This window comes from Sphingobium subterraneum (assembly GCF_014199435.1).
Classification (GTDB): Bacteria; Pseudomonadota; Alphaproteobacteria; order Sphingomonadales; family Sphingomonadaceae; genus Sphingobium; species Sphingobium subterraneum.
In genome coordinates this window covers 145894-161344 of record NZ_JACIJP010000002.1, presented here as the reverse complement: position 1 = coordinate 161344, position 15451 = coordinate 145894, and the positions used below count along the sequence as shown (strand labels likewise).

Below are 15451 nucleotides of genomic sequence, written 5' to 3'. Positions count from 1 at the left end.
TGTTTAGCAGGCGGATGCGTTTTTCGCAGCTGCGCCAAAATGGCTGTTTTTAGCAGGGCGATGTCTTCTATGTTCACAGATTGCAAGACATAAAGCAGGCAGGTGTGAACAATTTTTTGTGTTTTAAGGATTAATAATGGTTAATCTTAGTGGTCCAAAGCCGCATCAGCTAGTTCCAGAACATTCTGATCGTATCGGAAGTAATTCGGTACCAATTCATCTCAAAAATCAGTGGATCGAAGAGGGTTTTGTTTGTATTCCAAGTGTCGCGAGCCGCTCGGAAATTGAGGATCACAATAAAATAGTTACTGATTTCAGGCGACTTTTAGACGATTGTTTGGATCCCTATGGTTTTGGTGACCGTATAGGCCAACTTCATCAGGTTTGTCCTGATCTCATGAACATTTCGGCCAAATCTGAGATTGTCGCTTTTTTAAGTTGGGCATTTGGCGAAGATCCAGTTCTTTTTGGGTCTCTGCAGTTTGAAAAAGGAACTGAGCAAAGTCCACATATCGATGCAATATTTTTCTGGCCGGAACCCGCCTACGCCATGGCAGGTGTCTGGGTGGCGTTAGAAGATGTTGATCCTGAGGCGGGGCCACTTTTTTACATTCCTGGAAGCCATAAATGGCCCTTTTTTCATAGCGATGACGTCGTTGACCGACGTCCGGATCTAAAAGAGCGTTGGAGTTCTTCAGCAAATATTGACGAGGTGGGCGATTTAGTATCAGCAGTTGGCAACGCTTGGACCGAAGATTTTATCGCGATGGAACGGGAACGTGGTGGTCAACGTATCACACCCAAGATCAGGGCTGGTGACGTTGTGATTTGGCACTCTCTGTTGGCTCATGGTGGAGCGACGCGGATAAACCCAACACTTAGTAGGCGAAGTGTTGTTTATCATTACTTTGGGAAAACCGCAAAGCTCTACACATTTTCACAGTTTATGTTGACGGCACGCGACGATATAAAGAATCTTCAGCCTACGGTCATGCCGCGCGGGTCTTATAACGGCTTAGAGTTCATGCAATTTCCACAATTCGCTACCTATAGCGATGGCATAGAACGGGTAAGGTTGGTTGAGGATTTCACAGGAAAAGTATAATTTTCTTGTTGAATTAGCGATTCATAAGAGAGGGAAACTTACTAAAATACCATATTATTACGATTATAACGCGCTATATTGTGCCAAAGCTTCATCAACATCATTGTAGAGCGTCGCTCGACCCTGATTTATGAGGACGGCTTTGTTGCAGTGGCTTTTGATAAATTCTGGACTGTGGGACGCCAAGATTATTGATCTATTTTGGCGTTTTTCAAACATTTCAACTTGGCATTTTCGTTGAAAGTTTTGATCGCCTACCAGAATAATCTCATCAATAAGATAACAGTCGAATTCAATAGCTAAAGATAATGCAAAAGCCAAGCGGGCCCGCATTCCGGAAGAATAAGTTTTCACCGGCATTCGCAGTTGTTTACCCAATTCAGTAAAATCTTCGACGAAACGCTTGATGACGGCATATTCTCGCCCGTATACACGCGCTATAAATCGGGCATTATCCAGACCCGTTAAACTACCTTGAAACCCCCCGTTGAAACCGAGCGGCCATGATATAGACATTTGACGGATAATCTTACCGGATGAAGGCGTTTCTACACCGCCAATCATTTTGATAAGCGTACTTTTTCCAGCACCATTACGGCCGAGGAGACCAATTCGGTCGCCTCGGCCGATTGTCAAGTTCACGTTTTGAAGAACGTCCTTCTGTCTACCGCTGTGCGAATAATATTTTGAAATATTGGTACAGACGATCATTCTACGGTCAACCTGCGGCGTACGCGACGGCAAAGGATTAGCCCAATCATGGTCAGAAGAGTTGAGCAGATTAGAGGGTTCCAAATATTATAATAGGCCGTTACGTCGCTACCCCAGATACCCTTGCGCATCATTTCCATGCCATTAACAAAAGGCGATAAAAGTAAAAAATCTCTAGCTTGCGGCGTTACCCAGGACACCATGTAAAATAAACCCGAGAAAGGGATCATAATATAGGTAGTAACGGGGATAAACTTTTCCATAGCTTCCGACATTTCCGAAAGCGGCGCAATGATTAAACATATGGAAAAACAGAAATAAGAGTAAAGTAACCAACCGGCAATTAGCAAACCAATATCCGATGGAATAGGAAACTCGCCAAAACCAACCAGAACAACGGCCATGAAAAGATACGCCATCATAGCACCGAGGAACTCGATTATAAAGCGCGAAATTATGAAGTCTACGATCTTGATCTGCCTGTGATACAGTAGGCTTTGGTTAGATGTGAAAACAGCAACGCTGCGCGCTACCCCATGTCGGAACAAGGTAATTGGTATGTAACCGGTTGCTACGAACGCAATGACGCTGACGCCATGCTCAGTTGCGCCGTGCGTGAAGTGCCACACCAGGCCAACCAGACCTGCAAACAACAAGGGTTCCACCATGATCCACAAAAAGCCGATATTTTCGCGCCCAAATCGGGTGATCAATTCACGAATCATAAGTGCATGAACAACTCGCAGCTGTAATGCCCAGCTGTTTCGTAATCGGAGTAAGAAACTATTGTGCATTATCAATCTTCTGAGGCGTGTTCTAACACACCAATGACGAACATCCATGCTATGAAATAGAGGCAGGTTGCTGCGGCAAAGACGACCAGCACATTGATTAGGCTCTTGGGAAGCATCGGTGCATCTGGCAGGTTCGGATCGACAACGCGCTCGAGATAGAATTGCTGTTTCTGCGCCTCAGCGCGGGTCTGCACGAGTGCTGCATTGGCAACATTCAGGTTTTGAGTTGCAAACTCCTGTTCAACGTAAAGGTTTTCATAGCCACCCACCTTTGAAGCGATCCCGTTGCCGGGACCCACTACCCGGCTGTCCTGACCAGCAATTTGCGCGGACATCGCATTAATCCGGTTGCGCAGAGCAGGGATGGACGGGTTGCGCGGCGTCAAGCGCTGCATCAGGTCGAGTTGTGCCTGCAATGCGGCGCGCTCGGCGATCATGCTATTGGATATCTCAATCACCCCCACCGCTTGTTTCTCAGGGTCAATCAGCGCCTGGCTGTTGCGGAACTGGGCCATCGCAATCCGCGCGGCTTTGGCGCGATCGGTCGCTAGATCGACCTGCTTTTGCGCCTCAGCTATGCCTTTGGTCTGCGCACGCGCATTTAGCCTGTTTATTAGTGCTTCACTCAGTTCAAGGAGACGGAGGTTGATTTCATAGGCATCCTCAGCGGTGAAAGCCTTAGCGCTGATGATTGCCATACCGGTTTCACTGTCAAGACGGGCACTGACCATCTTGTCATAATATTTGTATAGGCCCTCGAAGCTGCCATCGGAAAGCAACGTCGGAAAACGGGCAAGGAAATCCCCATGCGACCATGCAACGCCTGGCCGGACTGCGCGGTCCGTTTCCAAAGCCTTTAACGCGTCGCGTGAGCGTACATAGGCCAGCACTTCGCTGGTCTGTTCCTGCCCGCCTGACAAGCCCGTAGTCTGAATCAGATTGGCAAGCGATGACATGGAGGAACGCTTCTGGTCAGGGCTCTTGATGACGAAGCGAGATTCCGAAACATAGATGTTTGATGCAAAAAAGCCGTAATACGTCGCAGCGAGAGCGGTCGGAAGGATCACAAACACCGCAAACCAGCGCCGTTTTACTAGCCATCCCAGAAAGGGAGATTGACGGACCTTTAACTCGGTTTCGATCGGGAACGAAGTTTCAACGTTCATATCTGTCTTTGCGTTGCCTCGCGGGAAACCCAAAGCGGACTCCCGTTCTCTCCCATGCGCTAGGCCAACAAGCACCATTTCGCAAGGCCAAGTCGTCGAACAGTGAGATAGACGGGTCGTTACTACTGCCCTTAGATTTTATCTGCACCAAGACTATTGGCTATATCCGAAACTCGATGCTAAGGCGCAACCTCAAATCTGCAGCTCTCGGGTTTTTTCGATAATGTACCTTAAAAGTTCGATCCTCTTGGTTCTTTCCGCTGCGCTGGCGGGGTGCGCGACGCTCCCGACCAACGGCCCTACAGGTGGACAGATAAAGAAGTCCGCTCAGCAGCAGTTAAATGGTCTGCCGATCAAGTTAGTGCAGGTTGAGAATCTTGCCAATGTGCCTCTTGCGCGCTCGATAGCGCCCGAGGCACCGGGCGCGCCGGAGCCTCCGGCTGTGCCAACGGATACCCTAGGGCCGGGGGATATTCTCGACATCAATATCTATGAGGCCGGCGTTACTCTTTTCTCCGGCAATGGCGGGGATGCAAGGGGCGGCATGGCCACCGCGTTGGGTGTACAGGTGCAGAAACTGCCGCCGGTCCGTGTCGATGATGACGGCTATATCTCCATTCCCTATGCTGGGCGGCTGCAGGTTGTCGGACATACGGTCCGTGAAGCAGAGGCAATGATCCGTGCGGCTTTGCAGGGCATATCGCAGAACCCTCAGGTTTTAATATCGATGCAGGAGGCGATTACAAACAGTGTGATCGTCGGCGGTGAGGTCGCAAAGTCAGGCAGGCTTGTGCTCCAAACGAACAGGGAACGGCTGACCGATGTCATCGCCCTGGCTGGCGGGTATCGTGGTAATACCAAGGATTTGCTGGCACGGGTTTTTCATGGGGACGATATTAGTGACATCCGCCTGAATGACCTTGTCGACAATCCATCCTCGGACATGCGAATTTATCCTGGTGACCGCATCATGCTGATCAACGATCCGCGTACTTACTCGGTTCTGGGTGCGGCGGGCCAAGTGGCGCAGCTGCCGTTCAGTCGATCATCGGTCACGCTGGCGGAAGCTATTGCAACTGCGGGTGGCGTCAATCCCAGTATCGGTAATCCTGCCGCGATTTTCCTGTTCCGCTATGTGAAAGATGAACAGGGCGTTGAAGTGCCAGTCGTTTATCATCTCAACATGATGAAGGCTGGTACGTTTTTCCTGGCCCAGCGCTTCACTATGCGAGACAAAGACGTGCTTTATTTTGGCAATGCCGCCGCCAATCAACCTAGCAAGCTGGTGCAGCTGATCAGTCAGCTTTTCGCACCGATATTGACGGTCACCAGTGCAGTTCAGACCTTACAGAACTGATTATCCGCTAGCTTCTTCACAGCCGCCAGCTCCTGCTTGAATTTCGTGCAAGGACTCCCGTCATCGCCATCGGCACCCAGAAACGGGTACAGTCGTCGTGCAGAAATGCACTGACGTGCTCGCTAACTGTTACCATTCAGAGATGGCGTCTGGCTCATTCATGGTGGTGGTTTTGATAGAAGGGCAACATGTTTAGGGCTATTCTCCCAGACGTGTGGGCCCGCGATCTCCACGGGGGTGTCGTCACGCCCAGCTTCGAGTGTAGCCGCACCGTCTTTTAGTCATGCCGCTAGGCGTCGAGCACCAACCGGGCATCCGCCAGAGATGTGAATAGCGTCTCATTAAGGCATGTGTCGCGCAAGCGACCATTTAAATCTCAACGAAGCCATTCTGGATTGGGTTGCCCAGCGCAATATAACGCCACCCAACCTGCAGCTCCTGCGACTAACGCAGGATGGCTGACGAGGTTAGCTTCGCGCCATTGTCGCTGACCACTGTATGCGGCTTGCCGCGCATACCGATCATCTTCCGGGCAACCGGCGCACCGGATAGAGACGTATCGGCCACCGGCACCAGACATTCCCTTGTGTAGTCATCGACCACGCACAGAATGCAGAAGCGCCGACCGCGGATTGGGCTGTCGAAGGCGAAGTTGAGGCTCCATCGCTGGTTTGACCCAAGTTCGCTTCGCTAACCCGCAACGGCCACATATGTCCACCGTCTTCGCCCCGCTCCGTGGTCCTTCAAATCGCTATGATCTGCTCTCCGCGGAACCGGCTGCGCGTCAATCCGTCCGACTCCTTCCGTCGTACCCTATCCAAAGTCGTTAATATGTCACGAAAGCATTCACTAGATCTATGCCTTTACGGAATGGGTTTTTCGGCGTCTTCTATCCAATGACAGAAAATTTCCATCATTCTTTGCAAAGCCAAACCGGTGAGATCATCGACTTCATCAAAAGCCTGCATAGACCTATGAAAGCGTTTTTGGTCTGTTTCATTAAAATATCGCTCCGCGATACTGTGATTTCCATCGTTATAATATTGTTGGATGATATGCGCGGTTGTTCGTGGCATCTGGATCCTAAAATTGGTCTTAGAATTGCCAACGACATACTCTTCTAATCGCCGCAATTGTAACGAGTCGATCGTTTGACGAAAGATGTACGAGAGAAGCACGTAATCTGAAACATCTGAACCAAAATTCACTTTCTTTTCAGAAAGAAGTTTCAGGTTGGCTATTTTGATATCTATCGCAGAAAAAAACATTTTTAATATTCCGCGTGACGCTATACGCTTATCAAATAATTTCACTTTTATGTTGTTGGACCCAAAGACGTTTTCGAAACGCCTTATCTTCTGATACCAGTCGGGGTGTTCAAGTGAACGAGTAACAAGTGGTTCCAGGTCTCCAGAATAGCGGAGCTGCCGTACATGTTGGCCGAAATTGGAAATGTGCCAACTCATCTGATCCCGAATGAAAATAACGGGCTCGAGCGTCCAGCCTGCGACATCGCACGCAGTTTTAAAATGGTACAGAAAGCATTCAGAGGACGCCACAAGATCTTCGTGAGACAATATGACACAGTCGTTGTTTTCGATCCTCGAAAATAGGCTATCAAATGTGCGCTGAGTCTCGGGTGCGGTGCCGCTTGGGTCACCGTGCATCGCATATGCCAGCGGATTGGCATTGCCGCTCGACTTGAAGCCTTCATGGAGAAAGGTAAAGTCTTCGTCCCAGCCTGTTGGATAGAAAATGCCTGCGGTCGAGAGTAATTTGGCGTTTTCCGCTAAATTTGTCTGGATGGACGATGACCCAGTTTTGTGGGCTCCAGCATGCAAGAATATCGTTTTCAAAATACCCCCTTTGGCGATTGATTTTGCTCTGGTTTAACGTCTCGTTTGATGCCATGGTTGCGCAACTAAAGGGATCTGTCCGGTAAGCCTCAAAGCTAAGAAGCCATCGGACTGGGATACTCCAACAGTCACTATACTTCTGCTACATAGGGAGCCTCCCGCTTTATTCGGCTCTATGGCCATCTGCGGAAAGCCGTCCCGTGCAGGGGTCGTGCATCCCATCACGTTAGAGAGCGTTGACGTGATGGTCACGAAGAAGATTTATGGCAGCAGCGATACCCATTTTTATTACTGACCGCGAGAGTTGTCCCAAACAACAGCTACATAGATTGATGCGATGGTAATTGCAGAACGTCAGTAATCCAAAGTGTGTTCTGCATCTCCAGAACAAAAATTCTGGGTGGACCTGCAGCCTTAAGTTCGCACCTTACAGCCCACCCATCCCCCGCTCCCCCGCGCGCTGATCATGCGCACTGCCGCGTCGTCTTGCACATACAGCTTGCGCACTTCGCTGACCTGGATGGCGCTCCAGCCCATGATGTCGCCGATTTCCTGATCCGATAGCCCGAGCAAGACCAGCCGTGTGGCATAGGTGCCGCGCACGTCGTGAAGGTGCTTCTTGCGTCCGTCGGTATGGCGGACGTCGAAGGCATCGCGGATTTTATTGAAACCATGGCCGAAGCCTTCGACGGACCAGCTTCGGCCCCAGCTGTTGACGAGGACTGTGTTGACACCCGGCCGGCGATGGCGGATCGCGAGCTCGTCGAGCAGCTGGCGCAATGCCGGCGTGAGTGGGATGATCGCGCGTTTGCGGCGGCGCTGGCTCTTGAGGGTGATGCGGACGACCTTCACATCATCGATTTCCGGCCATGTGAGACCGATTAGATCTGCGCAGCGCAGGCCGGTAAGGGCGGCAAGGCGCATGCCGTCGGCGATCTGTGGCGGGGCGGCGGCGCAGAAGCGGGCAATCTCGTCCTCCAGCCAGATGATCTCCGCTCGCGTGCCGTTGCGATAGAGGCGCGGGATGTTGGTGGCGATGTTGATGGACACTTCACCGTGCAGTCGCGCCCAGGAAAGCAGATGGTGCAGCACGGTGATGCGGTGGTCGGCGGTGCGCGGCTGATGGGCGCGGGTGTTGCGCCAGCGGATGATCTCCATCAGCTGCTGCGGGTTCGACCATGCTGCGGCGGGCGTGTCCGCCCATTCGTCGCGGATCCGCTCGACGATGCCGGACCATGTCCGGCGCGTGCCCTTGGCGAGGTTCGCCCATTCCGGACTCGCCAGATAGGCGTCGATGATGTCGTTGAAGCGGCGCTCGCCGGTCGGCTCCGCTGGTAAACCGGGTTGATGTGTGTTTGAAGCAAAATGGATGACGGGAGTGGCGGATGTATAGGCGCTGATACCGGCGCTGTTCCACGACCAGCCAGGGCGGAAGACATTCATGCAATGATCTCCCCTGCTCCTTCAAGCCGGCGGCTTATTGGCCTACCCTAACCCCAGTAATAATCGTGCATGCGTGTACTCCTTCACGGAGCATTGACGCTCGTTTCGCGCGCGCAGTCCAGTGGAGAAGTCGCTCGGAATTTAAAGAGTTTACTTGACTTAGGGAGCCGTTCGAGCGGTCCGAGCTGTGCAAAAGGCAGAAGCTGACCCCGCAGAAGCTCCCCCGAGTCATGCAACAACTTCCATCCCTTGCCCGAGCAAATGGCGTGGAGCTAGCCCCGCAAGTCGACCAGCAACCAGACGCGCCGGCCCAGTGCCGGACTCCCGTTTTCACCCGATCCCTCGACGGCCGTATTGTTTTCCTTGGCCACAAGCCTAAGCTGGCCCGTGAACGACCATGGCTGCATGTCCATCAGCGGAGGCTCAGCATGAAGAGATCGCTTGATTATCCATTGGCCTCTAGGCCGATTATGGGCTTCTCGGACGAATATGCCGGGGGGTTCGTCGATCCTTTTCACAGCCATCCGCGTTCCCAGTTGTCCTATGCCGCAGCGGGCGTCATGTCCGTTGTCACGGAGACGAATAGCTTCATGCTACCGCCGCAGCGCGCCATCTGGATCCCCGCCGGGATCAAACATGAGGTTCATTGCCGCAATCCGGTCTCCTCCTATACCTTGTACATCGATCCGGCACTGGACCGTCAGCCGACGCAGTGCCGGGTGTTTGAGGTATCCGACCTGGTAAAGGCACTGATCTTCGAAGTCGGACATTTCCCGACCAGCTATGATCTGGAAGGGCGCGAGGGGCGGATTGCCAGGTTGCTGCTGGAAGAAATCGAGCGGATGCCGTCGACGCCAGGCGAATTGACAATGCCGCGTGATCCCCGCTTGCTCCGCGTGTGCCGCGCGCTGCTTGATGATCCGGCCGATCAGCACGACATTGATCATTGGGCCCGTGTTGCCGGGATGGGGCGACGGACCTTTACGCGCCTGTTCCGGCAGGAAACGGGCGCCGGACTGGCGGTCTGGCGGCAGCATGTGCGGCTCATGGCGGCCATTTCGCGCCTCGCGATAGGTCAGCCGATCACGATGGTCGCATTTGATGTGGGCTATGAAAGTCCCAGCGCCTTTACCGCCATGTTCCACCGCGTCTTCGGCATGCCGCCGAGCGCGTATCTGGCGCAAACGCAGCAGCGGACCGACGAGAGCGCAGCCCATGGTAAGGCAAGCGAACCCTTCAGGGTCGCGGCGAAGAGGCCTCTGAAAACCAAAACGGGGCCATTGGACGAACCACGGGCCATAGCTGGCTAAGGCTGTCCGCATCATAGAGCCGACCGTTCTTCATCACTTGCCGGATCGCTAACGTCTGGGTGATATCGTCGAGCGGATTGCGATTGAGGATGACGAGATCGGCGTATTTTCCTGCTTCGATGCTGCCAAATTCCCGCTCGCGCCCAATCGTGCGGGCTGAACCGAGCGTGGCGGCTTTCAGCACATCCATCGGCGCCATGCCGCCCATTGCATAGGCTTGCATCTCCCAATGGGTTCCCAGTCCGGGAACCTCGCCATGGGCGCCAAGGCCAAGAATGCCTCCCGCGCGTTGGAACTGGTCCATGCTTTGCGCGACCTCGGGAAACGCATATTCCTGCTGATCATGCCATGTCCGCTGCCAGAACTTCTGGTCGCGGAACCAGGCGGGGGAGAAGCGGGCGTATTTGGGGTCATGATGCGGCGCGGTTCGGGTGATGAAATAATCCTGTGCCGGTCTTCCGCCATGCGTGATCTGAAGGGTCGGCACCGCGCTCGTTCCGCTCTCGGCGTAGAGCCGGATAATATCATTGTACAGCTTCGGCGGATTAAGGCTGTGTTCGTTGCCGGAATAGCCGTCGATCACATGCGTGAGATCGAGTTTGGTCGAGAGTGCACCTTCGCTGGTGGGCGTCATACCCAATTCCGCCGCCGCTTCGACAATCCACTGGCGAACGCGGCGGTTGCCGGTGCGATATTGCTTGAGATTGGTGATCCGGTAATGGTCGCGATAACGCTTGAGCACCTGAACCACATCGGCCTTGGACCGGAAGTCGTTGAACGAGAACAACGCCGGACCCGTGGTAACGATGCGCGACCCCAGCATGGCGCCGCTATCGACCAGATCCTGATAAGCCAGCATGTCGATGGTGAGCGATGACGGGTCGAAGGTTGTCGTTACACCATAAGCGAGCGACGCCGCCGGTCCCCAATTGTGCAGATCGAGCACATCCCTCCGGATGTCGGCCACGTGATCATGCGCGTCGATCAAGCCGGGAATGATGAACGCGCCCGACAGGTCACGGACGGCCGCGGCGGCCGGAACCGGAAAGGATCCTCTCGGTCCGACCTGCCGGATATGATCGTCCACGATCAGGATGTCGGCATTGAGAAGGACTTCGGTCCCGCGCATCGTGATGGCCGTTCCGCCCCGCAGGAGAAGCGCGCCGTGCGGGGTGTCGCGCGGTACGAGGACCGGAGCCTTGAATTGCGCAATGGCATGGCCCGTGGCGTCGGGACGACCGGGAGGAGCACCAGCCGCATCGAGCGACACGGAATCCAGCGGCCGACGATAATAGGTTGACCCGATCGACCAGACGATCATTCGTCCCCCGTCCGCCCAGCCGAAAAAGTCGGCACCGATATCGGTAATCTGGCGGTGGCGCACCTGCGGCAGGGATAGATTGATGCTTTGCCCCGGCGTGGCGTCCAGGGCGTACAGGTGAAGTTGCTGCGCGATCTGCGCCAGCGCCCATTTGCCGTCAGGGCTGATTCGTATGTCGTCGGCCGGGGCGGCACCTTCGGAAAAATACCAGCCGGGCCCGAGCGCCTGTGTCACAAGCGTGCTCTCTCCTCCGTTTTCGGAGAGGGCACGCACGCCATCCTGTGTGTTGATGTAAACGCGCGAGGGGTCAGGACCGAAATGCGGTATGCCCCCGATCCGGCCATGCATAAGGATCGTCGGTTCGCGCCCCGCTAGCGCGATGCGGACAAGGTCGGCCTCGCGCAACTGGCCGAACTCGACATAGCTGTTCAACCGGTCTCCCTGGGGCGACCGCACCACGATGATACCGCTGCCGTCCGGGAGGAAAACAGGGTGGGTGTAGAAGGCGGGCAGGCGGGTGATGGTGCGCGGCTCGGAACCGTCCGCGCGAGCAACCCGGATTTGTCCGCCATCTTTCGCGGTCCACATGACATAGGTCAGCCACTTCCCGTCCGGCGACCACGCGGGGTGAAACGCGGGCGCGTCGTCGGCATTTAGCCGACGCGGGGTGTCCGTGCCGTCCAGCGCCATTCGGTAGATGTGGCCGAGTGCCGAAAAGGCGAGCGTCTGCCCGTCTGGCGATTGCTGGGGGTGCTGGATCAGCCGCGCGCGCACCGGTCCGGTTTCCTGGACGATCGGCGTCCGGGTCAGCGGCCCGAGCGGCATGTCGACATGCGCCGTGAACGGGATCAGCGTGTCGGCGCCGGTCGCCAGAGTGATCCGATGGATCTTACCACCGGTGCTGACGATCAGGGCCTGATCGTCCGGCGTGAACGCAAAATGCGGGATCACATCGCTCCAGAGGGAAGATTGCAGCGAATCATGGTCGACAGGCAGAATTTCACGGTCGAGGCCCGTCGCCAGTTCGCGCAGGCGCAGGCTGGTTCGGCCCACGGACCGCAGGCCATAGGCCAGCCAGCGCCCGTCGCGCGACACAACCGGTCGAAAGGCGCTCGATTGGACCGGGCCGAGGCGGATATCACCAATGGCCTTGACGATGATGCTGATTTCCTTGGTCGCAATGTCGTATTTCGCGATCTGCCACTCGCCTGCTTCGTCGAAATCGACCGATCCCGTGCGCGTCGCGACATAGAACGCGCGTCCGTCCGCCGTCGGAGCCGCGCCCAGGCTGTGCACCTGCGCGTCGCGGGGGGTGTCCGGTGTGGACCGGTTGGGCACGACAACATGACCCTCTCCGGCAAGACCATATTGCCACAATTCATAGGCATTCCGGTCAGGCCAGAAGCGGGTGACGAGGAGGTTTTTCCCGTCGGCGGTCCACGTCGGCGAAGCGAAGATCGGGTTGTCATCGAGCAGGGTGACCTGCCGCGCATCCGATCCGTCGATGCGCATGGTCCAGAGGTTTTCCGCGCCCGACCGGTCCGACAGAAAGACAATCCGGCTTCCGTCTGGCGAGACCATCGGCTGACTGTCGAAAGCCATGCCGCGTGTGATGGCGCGCGCCTTCCCTCCCTTCACCGGCAACGTATAGATGTCCCCGAGCAGGTCGAAAACGAGTGTCCGGCCATCGGGCGAAAGGTCAAGCGACAGCGCCGTGCCTTCGTCGGTGTCGAAAGCGATGGTGCGGGTGGCCTTGAGAGGCAGAGTCTGGCCCGCGCGCGCCAGCGGCGTGGGGCGCGTTCCCGATACCCCATTGGTCGACCCCGCGGTTCCCGTTGGGGACAGATAGGGCAGGGGCGGCACGCCCAGCTCGTCGCCTCCGTGCGCATGCGCGCCCGAAAGTGAGACGAGAAGGCAGAGCGCCGCCCCGGCGAAAGGTTTCAGGCGATCGGCAAGACGGTATGTCATCCTGCTGATCATGCCTGTTTTGTCATTCGATCAGAACTTCTTTGTGACAGTGCCGATAACCTGACGTCCGGCGCCATAGGTACAGCCAGCCGGACCCGAACAGCGCGCAACATAGACCTTGTCAAAGATGTTCGATCCGTTGACCGCAAAGCGCCAGCCTGGCGTGTCGTAATGAACGATCGCGTCGAACAGGGTGGCCGATTCGCCATAATAGACGACCGGGTTGAAAAATCCCGGCAGGCTGCCCGCGCTGCTGCTGGTGTAACGTCCGCCAAACCCGAAGCCGAGACCGCCGAGACCGCCCTTCTGGAAAGTATAGTCCACGAACAGCGACGCCTTGTGCTTTGGTGTCGTAGGCAAAGGCGCGCCGACTTCGACCGCCGTGTTGCTCTTCAACACCTCGCTGTGGTTGTAGCAATAGGAGCCGTTGATCGAAATCTGGTCGCGGATACGTGCAACGAACTCCAGTTCGCCGCCCTTGACCTCGACCTCGCCGCTCTGCGTGCCAAACACCGGCGATACACTCGGCGACGTGCTGACGACATTGGTCTGCTTGATCTGGAACACTGCCGCTGTCACGAACAGCTTAATTCCCTCGCCCAGGCCGCGCGCGTCATATTTGACGCCGCCCTCCCACTGTTTGCCCGAACTCGGCTTGAACGGGTCGCCCGTGATGGAATCGGTGCCCAGCACCGGCTCGAAGGACGTCGCATAGCTGACGTAAGGTGCGAAGCCGTTGTCGAACACATAGTTGGCGCCTGCGCGGTAGGTGAACTTGTGCTGCTTGACGTCGGTCACCGGCGCCACGACCGTCACCGCCGCAAAGGGCGGTAGATAGCGGCTTTTCACCCAGTCGTAACGCCCACTCAGCGTTAGATGAAGCGACCCAATGCTGACATGATCCTGGGCGTATACGCCCGTCTGCTTAAGGCGCTGCGTGTTGAAGCGGGTAGGATAGCCCGGGTTGAGGCCAGCGCCGCTCAGCGGTGTGGTCGCCGGATTGAACAGGTCAATCGTTCCTGTGCCGAAAATGAAGGCATAGGCAGCGTTGCTGTAGACGTTGCGATAATCGATACCTGCGATCAGATTATGCTTAATCGCGCCGGTATTCAGATTGGCTTCGAACCGGTTGTCGGTCGCAAAGCTGAAGACATCTTCCTTATAGGTGAAGTTCGACTGCAGCACGGTACGATAATCGTCCGGTACGCCGTCGAAGTTATTATCGATGAGGCCACCGCTGCCATAAACGCCGGTTGGCGTCCGTTCCTTGTATTCGCTCCATTTAGTGTTGGAGTGGAAGGAGATGTCGCCAAAGTTGTGCGAGAAGTCATAGCCCGCGGCAAACTGGCGGCGTTGGTACACGTTGGACGGGTCGCCGAGGTTCGTGCTGCGCGAAATGCGGCCCAGGGGGTTGGGAAGCAGGGTGCCATAGACCGGCAGGAAGCCGTTGGTGTCGCCCTGCACCTTGTCATATTGATAATAGAGCAGGCCGGTTAGCTTCGTATCCGGCCCGATGTCCCATGTAGCCGTCGGCGCGGCGAAGAGGCGTTCCGCTTTCACATTGTCGCGCTCCGCGTCGCGGTCGCGGTAAAGCCCGGTGAAACGCACGCTCAATCCATCGTTGACCGGACCCGTTACCGTACCGGCGATCTGCTTGTAGTCGTCCGTGCCGTATTTGACGCCGATCTCACCATCGAACTCGTTGCTCGCGCGGCGGCTGGTCTGGTTGTAAAGGCCGCCCGGAGGTGAATTGCCGTAGAGGACCGATGCCGGGCCCTTCAATATATCGAACGATTGAAAGGCATAGAGGTCGACGCCCACGCTCAGGATCGATGTCGATACAGGCGCGGCGAGACCGTCGATATACTGCTTGGGGGTGAAGCCGCGCACGGTCAGAAAGTCGAAGCGAAGGTCCGGGCCGTAATTCTCCCCGAACACACCGGCCGTGTAGCGAACCGCCTGCTGCGCATCGATGAAGTTCAACAGGTCGATCTGGTCACGGGTAATCACAGAGACCGATTGTGGCGTTTCGATCAGCGGGATCGCGGACTTGGTCGCCGTCATGCTGCCCGACGCCACATAATTGGGCGCGGTCACAATAATTGCGTCCTCGCCGTCGATCGTGGACCGGGTCGTTTCGATTCCGGCAGCCTGCGGCGCCGTGTCCTGCGCGTAGGCTGTGGACATCAGTGCGAATACCGCTCCGGAAAGCAGCGCGGCCTTCCGGCCAAGTCGATAGGAATTTCCCTTATATAGATTCATGGTGCTTCACCTTCCCTGTGGATGTTTTTTATCGCACTGCAATAAATACCATTGATGCGGTCAGGCCAATTTCGGATTCGGGTCTGATACTATTCCGTTTCGGCCATGCGTCCACAATGCGCCTTTCGGTAACGGCTCTCCCGTGCGACGTAATCGTA

10 protein-coding genes and 1 pseudogene are annotated in these 15451 nt (G+C 55.7%); 3 read left to right on the top strand and 8 right to left on the bottom strand.

The features are described 5' to 3' along the window. The first annotated feature begins 136 nt into the window (after nucleotides 1-136). A complete protein-coding gene (locus FHS92_RS07415) occupies nucleotides 137-1105 on the top strand; it encodes a phytanoyl-CoA dioxygenase family protein (RefSeq protein WP_184079152.1) in 969 nt (322 codons plus the stop codon). Between the two features lie 63 nt (nucleotides 1106-1168). Here FHS92_RS07415 and FHS92_RS07410 read toward each other — a convergent pair whose 3' ends face one another. From FHS92_RS07410 to FHS92_RS07400, 3 genes are read right to left on the bottom strand one after another with little or no spacing between them, the layout of a single operon-like run. Continuing rightward, complete coding sequence (locus FHS92_RS07410; protein ID WP_184079150.1) at nucleotides 1169-1816, bottom strand: ABC transporter ATP-binding protein; 648 nt, start codon at nucleotides 1814-1816, stop codon at nucleotides 1169-1171. Continuing rightward, the gene (locus FHS92_RS07405; RefSeq protein WP_184079148.1) at nucleotides 1813-2610 is read right to left on the bottom strand and encodes an ABC transporter permease; all 798 of its coding nucleotides are present in this window, start codon (nucleotides 2608-2610) and stop codon (nucleotides 1813-1815) included. The genes FHS92_RS07410 and FHS92_RS07405 overlap by 4 nt, the downstream gene beginning before the upstream one ends. 2 nt (nucleotides 2611-2612) lie before the next feature. Next, complete coding sequence (locus FHS92_RS07400; protein ID WP_184079146.1) at nucleotides 2613-3776, bottom strand: KpsE/RkpR family capsule polysaccharide export protein; 1164 nt, start codon at nucleotides 3774-3776, stop codon at nucleotides 2613-2615. Nucleotides 3777-3999: 223 nt separating this feature from the next. On the opposite strand from FHS92_RS07400, the gene FHS92_RS07395 reads away from it, so the two are divergent. Next, complete coding sequence (locus FHS92_RS07395; protein ID WP_184079144.1) at nucleotides 4000-5133, top strand: polysaccharide biosynthesis/export family protein; 1134 nt, start codon at nucleotides 4000-4002, stop codon at nucleotides 5131-5133. A gap of 298 nt (nucleotides 5134-5431) precedes the next feature. Here the strand turns inward: FHS92_RS07395 and FHS92_RS18295 are convergent. From FHS92_RS18295 to FHS92_RS07380, 3 genes and pseudogenes are all read right to left on the bottom strand, one after another. Continuing rightward, nucleotides 5432-5805 (bottom strand): annotated as a pseudogene (locus FHS92_RS18295) (integrase core domain-containing protein); the annotation flags it as partial. A 191-nt stretch (nucleotides 5806-5996) separates the two neighbouring features. After that, entirely contained in the window at nucleotides 5997-6989 is a 993-nt protein-coding gene (locus FHS92_RS07385) for a hypothetical protein (protein WP_184079141.1), read from the bottom strand. A 414-nt stretch (nucleotides 6990-7403) separates the two neighbouring features. Beyond that, nucleotides 7404-8432, bottom strand: coding sequence for a tyrosine-type recombinase/integrase (locus tag FHS92_RS07380; RefSeq protein WP_184079139.1), 1029 nt, complete (start codon nucleotides 8430-8432; stop codon nucleotides 7404-7406). 428 nt (nucleotides 8433-8860) lie between these two features. Here FHS92_RS07380 and FHS92_RS07375 point away from each other — a divergent pair, with 428 nt between their 5' ends. Then, complete coding sequence (locus FHS92_RS07375) at nucleotides 8861-9742, top strand: AraC family transcriptional regulator (RefSeq protein WP_184079137.1); 882 nt, start codon at nucleotides 8861-8863, stop codon at nucleotides 9740-9742. Here the strand turns inward: FHS92_RS07375 and FHS92_RS07370 are convergent. Both FHS92_RS07370 and FHS92_RS07365 read right to left on the bottom strand, forming a co-directional pair. Continuing rightward, a complete protein-coding gene (locus FHS92_RS07370) occupies nucleotides 9669-13043 on the bottom strand; it encodes an amidohydrolase family protein (protein ID WP_184079135.1) in 3375 nt (1124 codons plus the stop codon). The two genes, FHS92_RS07375 and FHS92_RS07370, sit on opposite strands and share 74 nt — an antisense overlap. Before the next feature lie 18 nt (nucleotides 13044-13061). Continuing rightward, nucleotides 13062-15293 (bottom strand): TonB-dependent siderophore receptor, encoded by a 2232-nt coding sequence (locus tag FHS92_RS07365; RefSeq protein WP_184079133.1) that lies wholly within the window; start codon nucleotides 15291-15293, stop codon nucleotides 13062-13064. Nucleotides 15294-15451 lie beyond the last annotated feature (158 nt).

Excerpts from the sequence above, each read along its gene's own strand:
- FHS92_RS07415 (WP_184079152.1), top strand. The coding sequence starts at position 137 with ATGGTTAATCTTAGTGGTCCAAAGCCGCATCAGCTAGTTCCAGAACAT.
- FHS92_RS07375 (WP_184079137.1), top strand. The coding sequence starts at position 8,861 with ATGAAGAGATCGCTTGATTATCCATTGGCCTCTAGGCCGATTATGGGC.
- FHS92_RS07400 (WP_184079146.1), bottom strand. The coding sequence starts at position 3,776 with ATGAACGTTGAAACTTCGTTCCCGATCGAAACCGAGTTAAAGGTCCGT.
- FHS92_RS07365 (WP_184079133.1), bottom strand. The coding sequence starts at position 15,293 with ATGAATCTATATAAGGGAAATTCCTATCGACTTGGCCGGAAGGCCGCG.
- FHS92_RS07405 (WP_184079148.1), bottom strand. The coding sequence starts at position 2,610 with ATGCACAATAGTTTCTTACTCCGATTACGAAACAGCTGGGCATTACAG.
- FHS92_RS07380 (WP_184079139.1), bottom strand. The coding sequence starts at position 8,432 with ATGAATGTCTTCCGCCCTGGCTGGTCGTGGAACAGCGCCGGTATCAGC.
- FHS92_RS07370 (WP_184079135.1), bottom strand. The coding sequence starts at position 13,043 with ATGATCAGCAGGATGACATACCGTCTTGCCGATCGCCTGAAACCTTTC.
- FHS92_RS07395 (WP_184079144.1), top strand. The coding sequence starts at position 4,000 with ATGTACCTTAAAAGTTCGATCCTCTTGGTTCTTTCCGCTGCGCTGGCG.
- FHS92_RS07410 (WP_184079150.1), bottom strand. The coding sequence starts at position 1,816 with ATGATCGTCTGTACCAATATTTCAAAATATTATTCGCACAGCGGTAGA.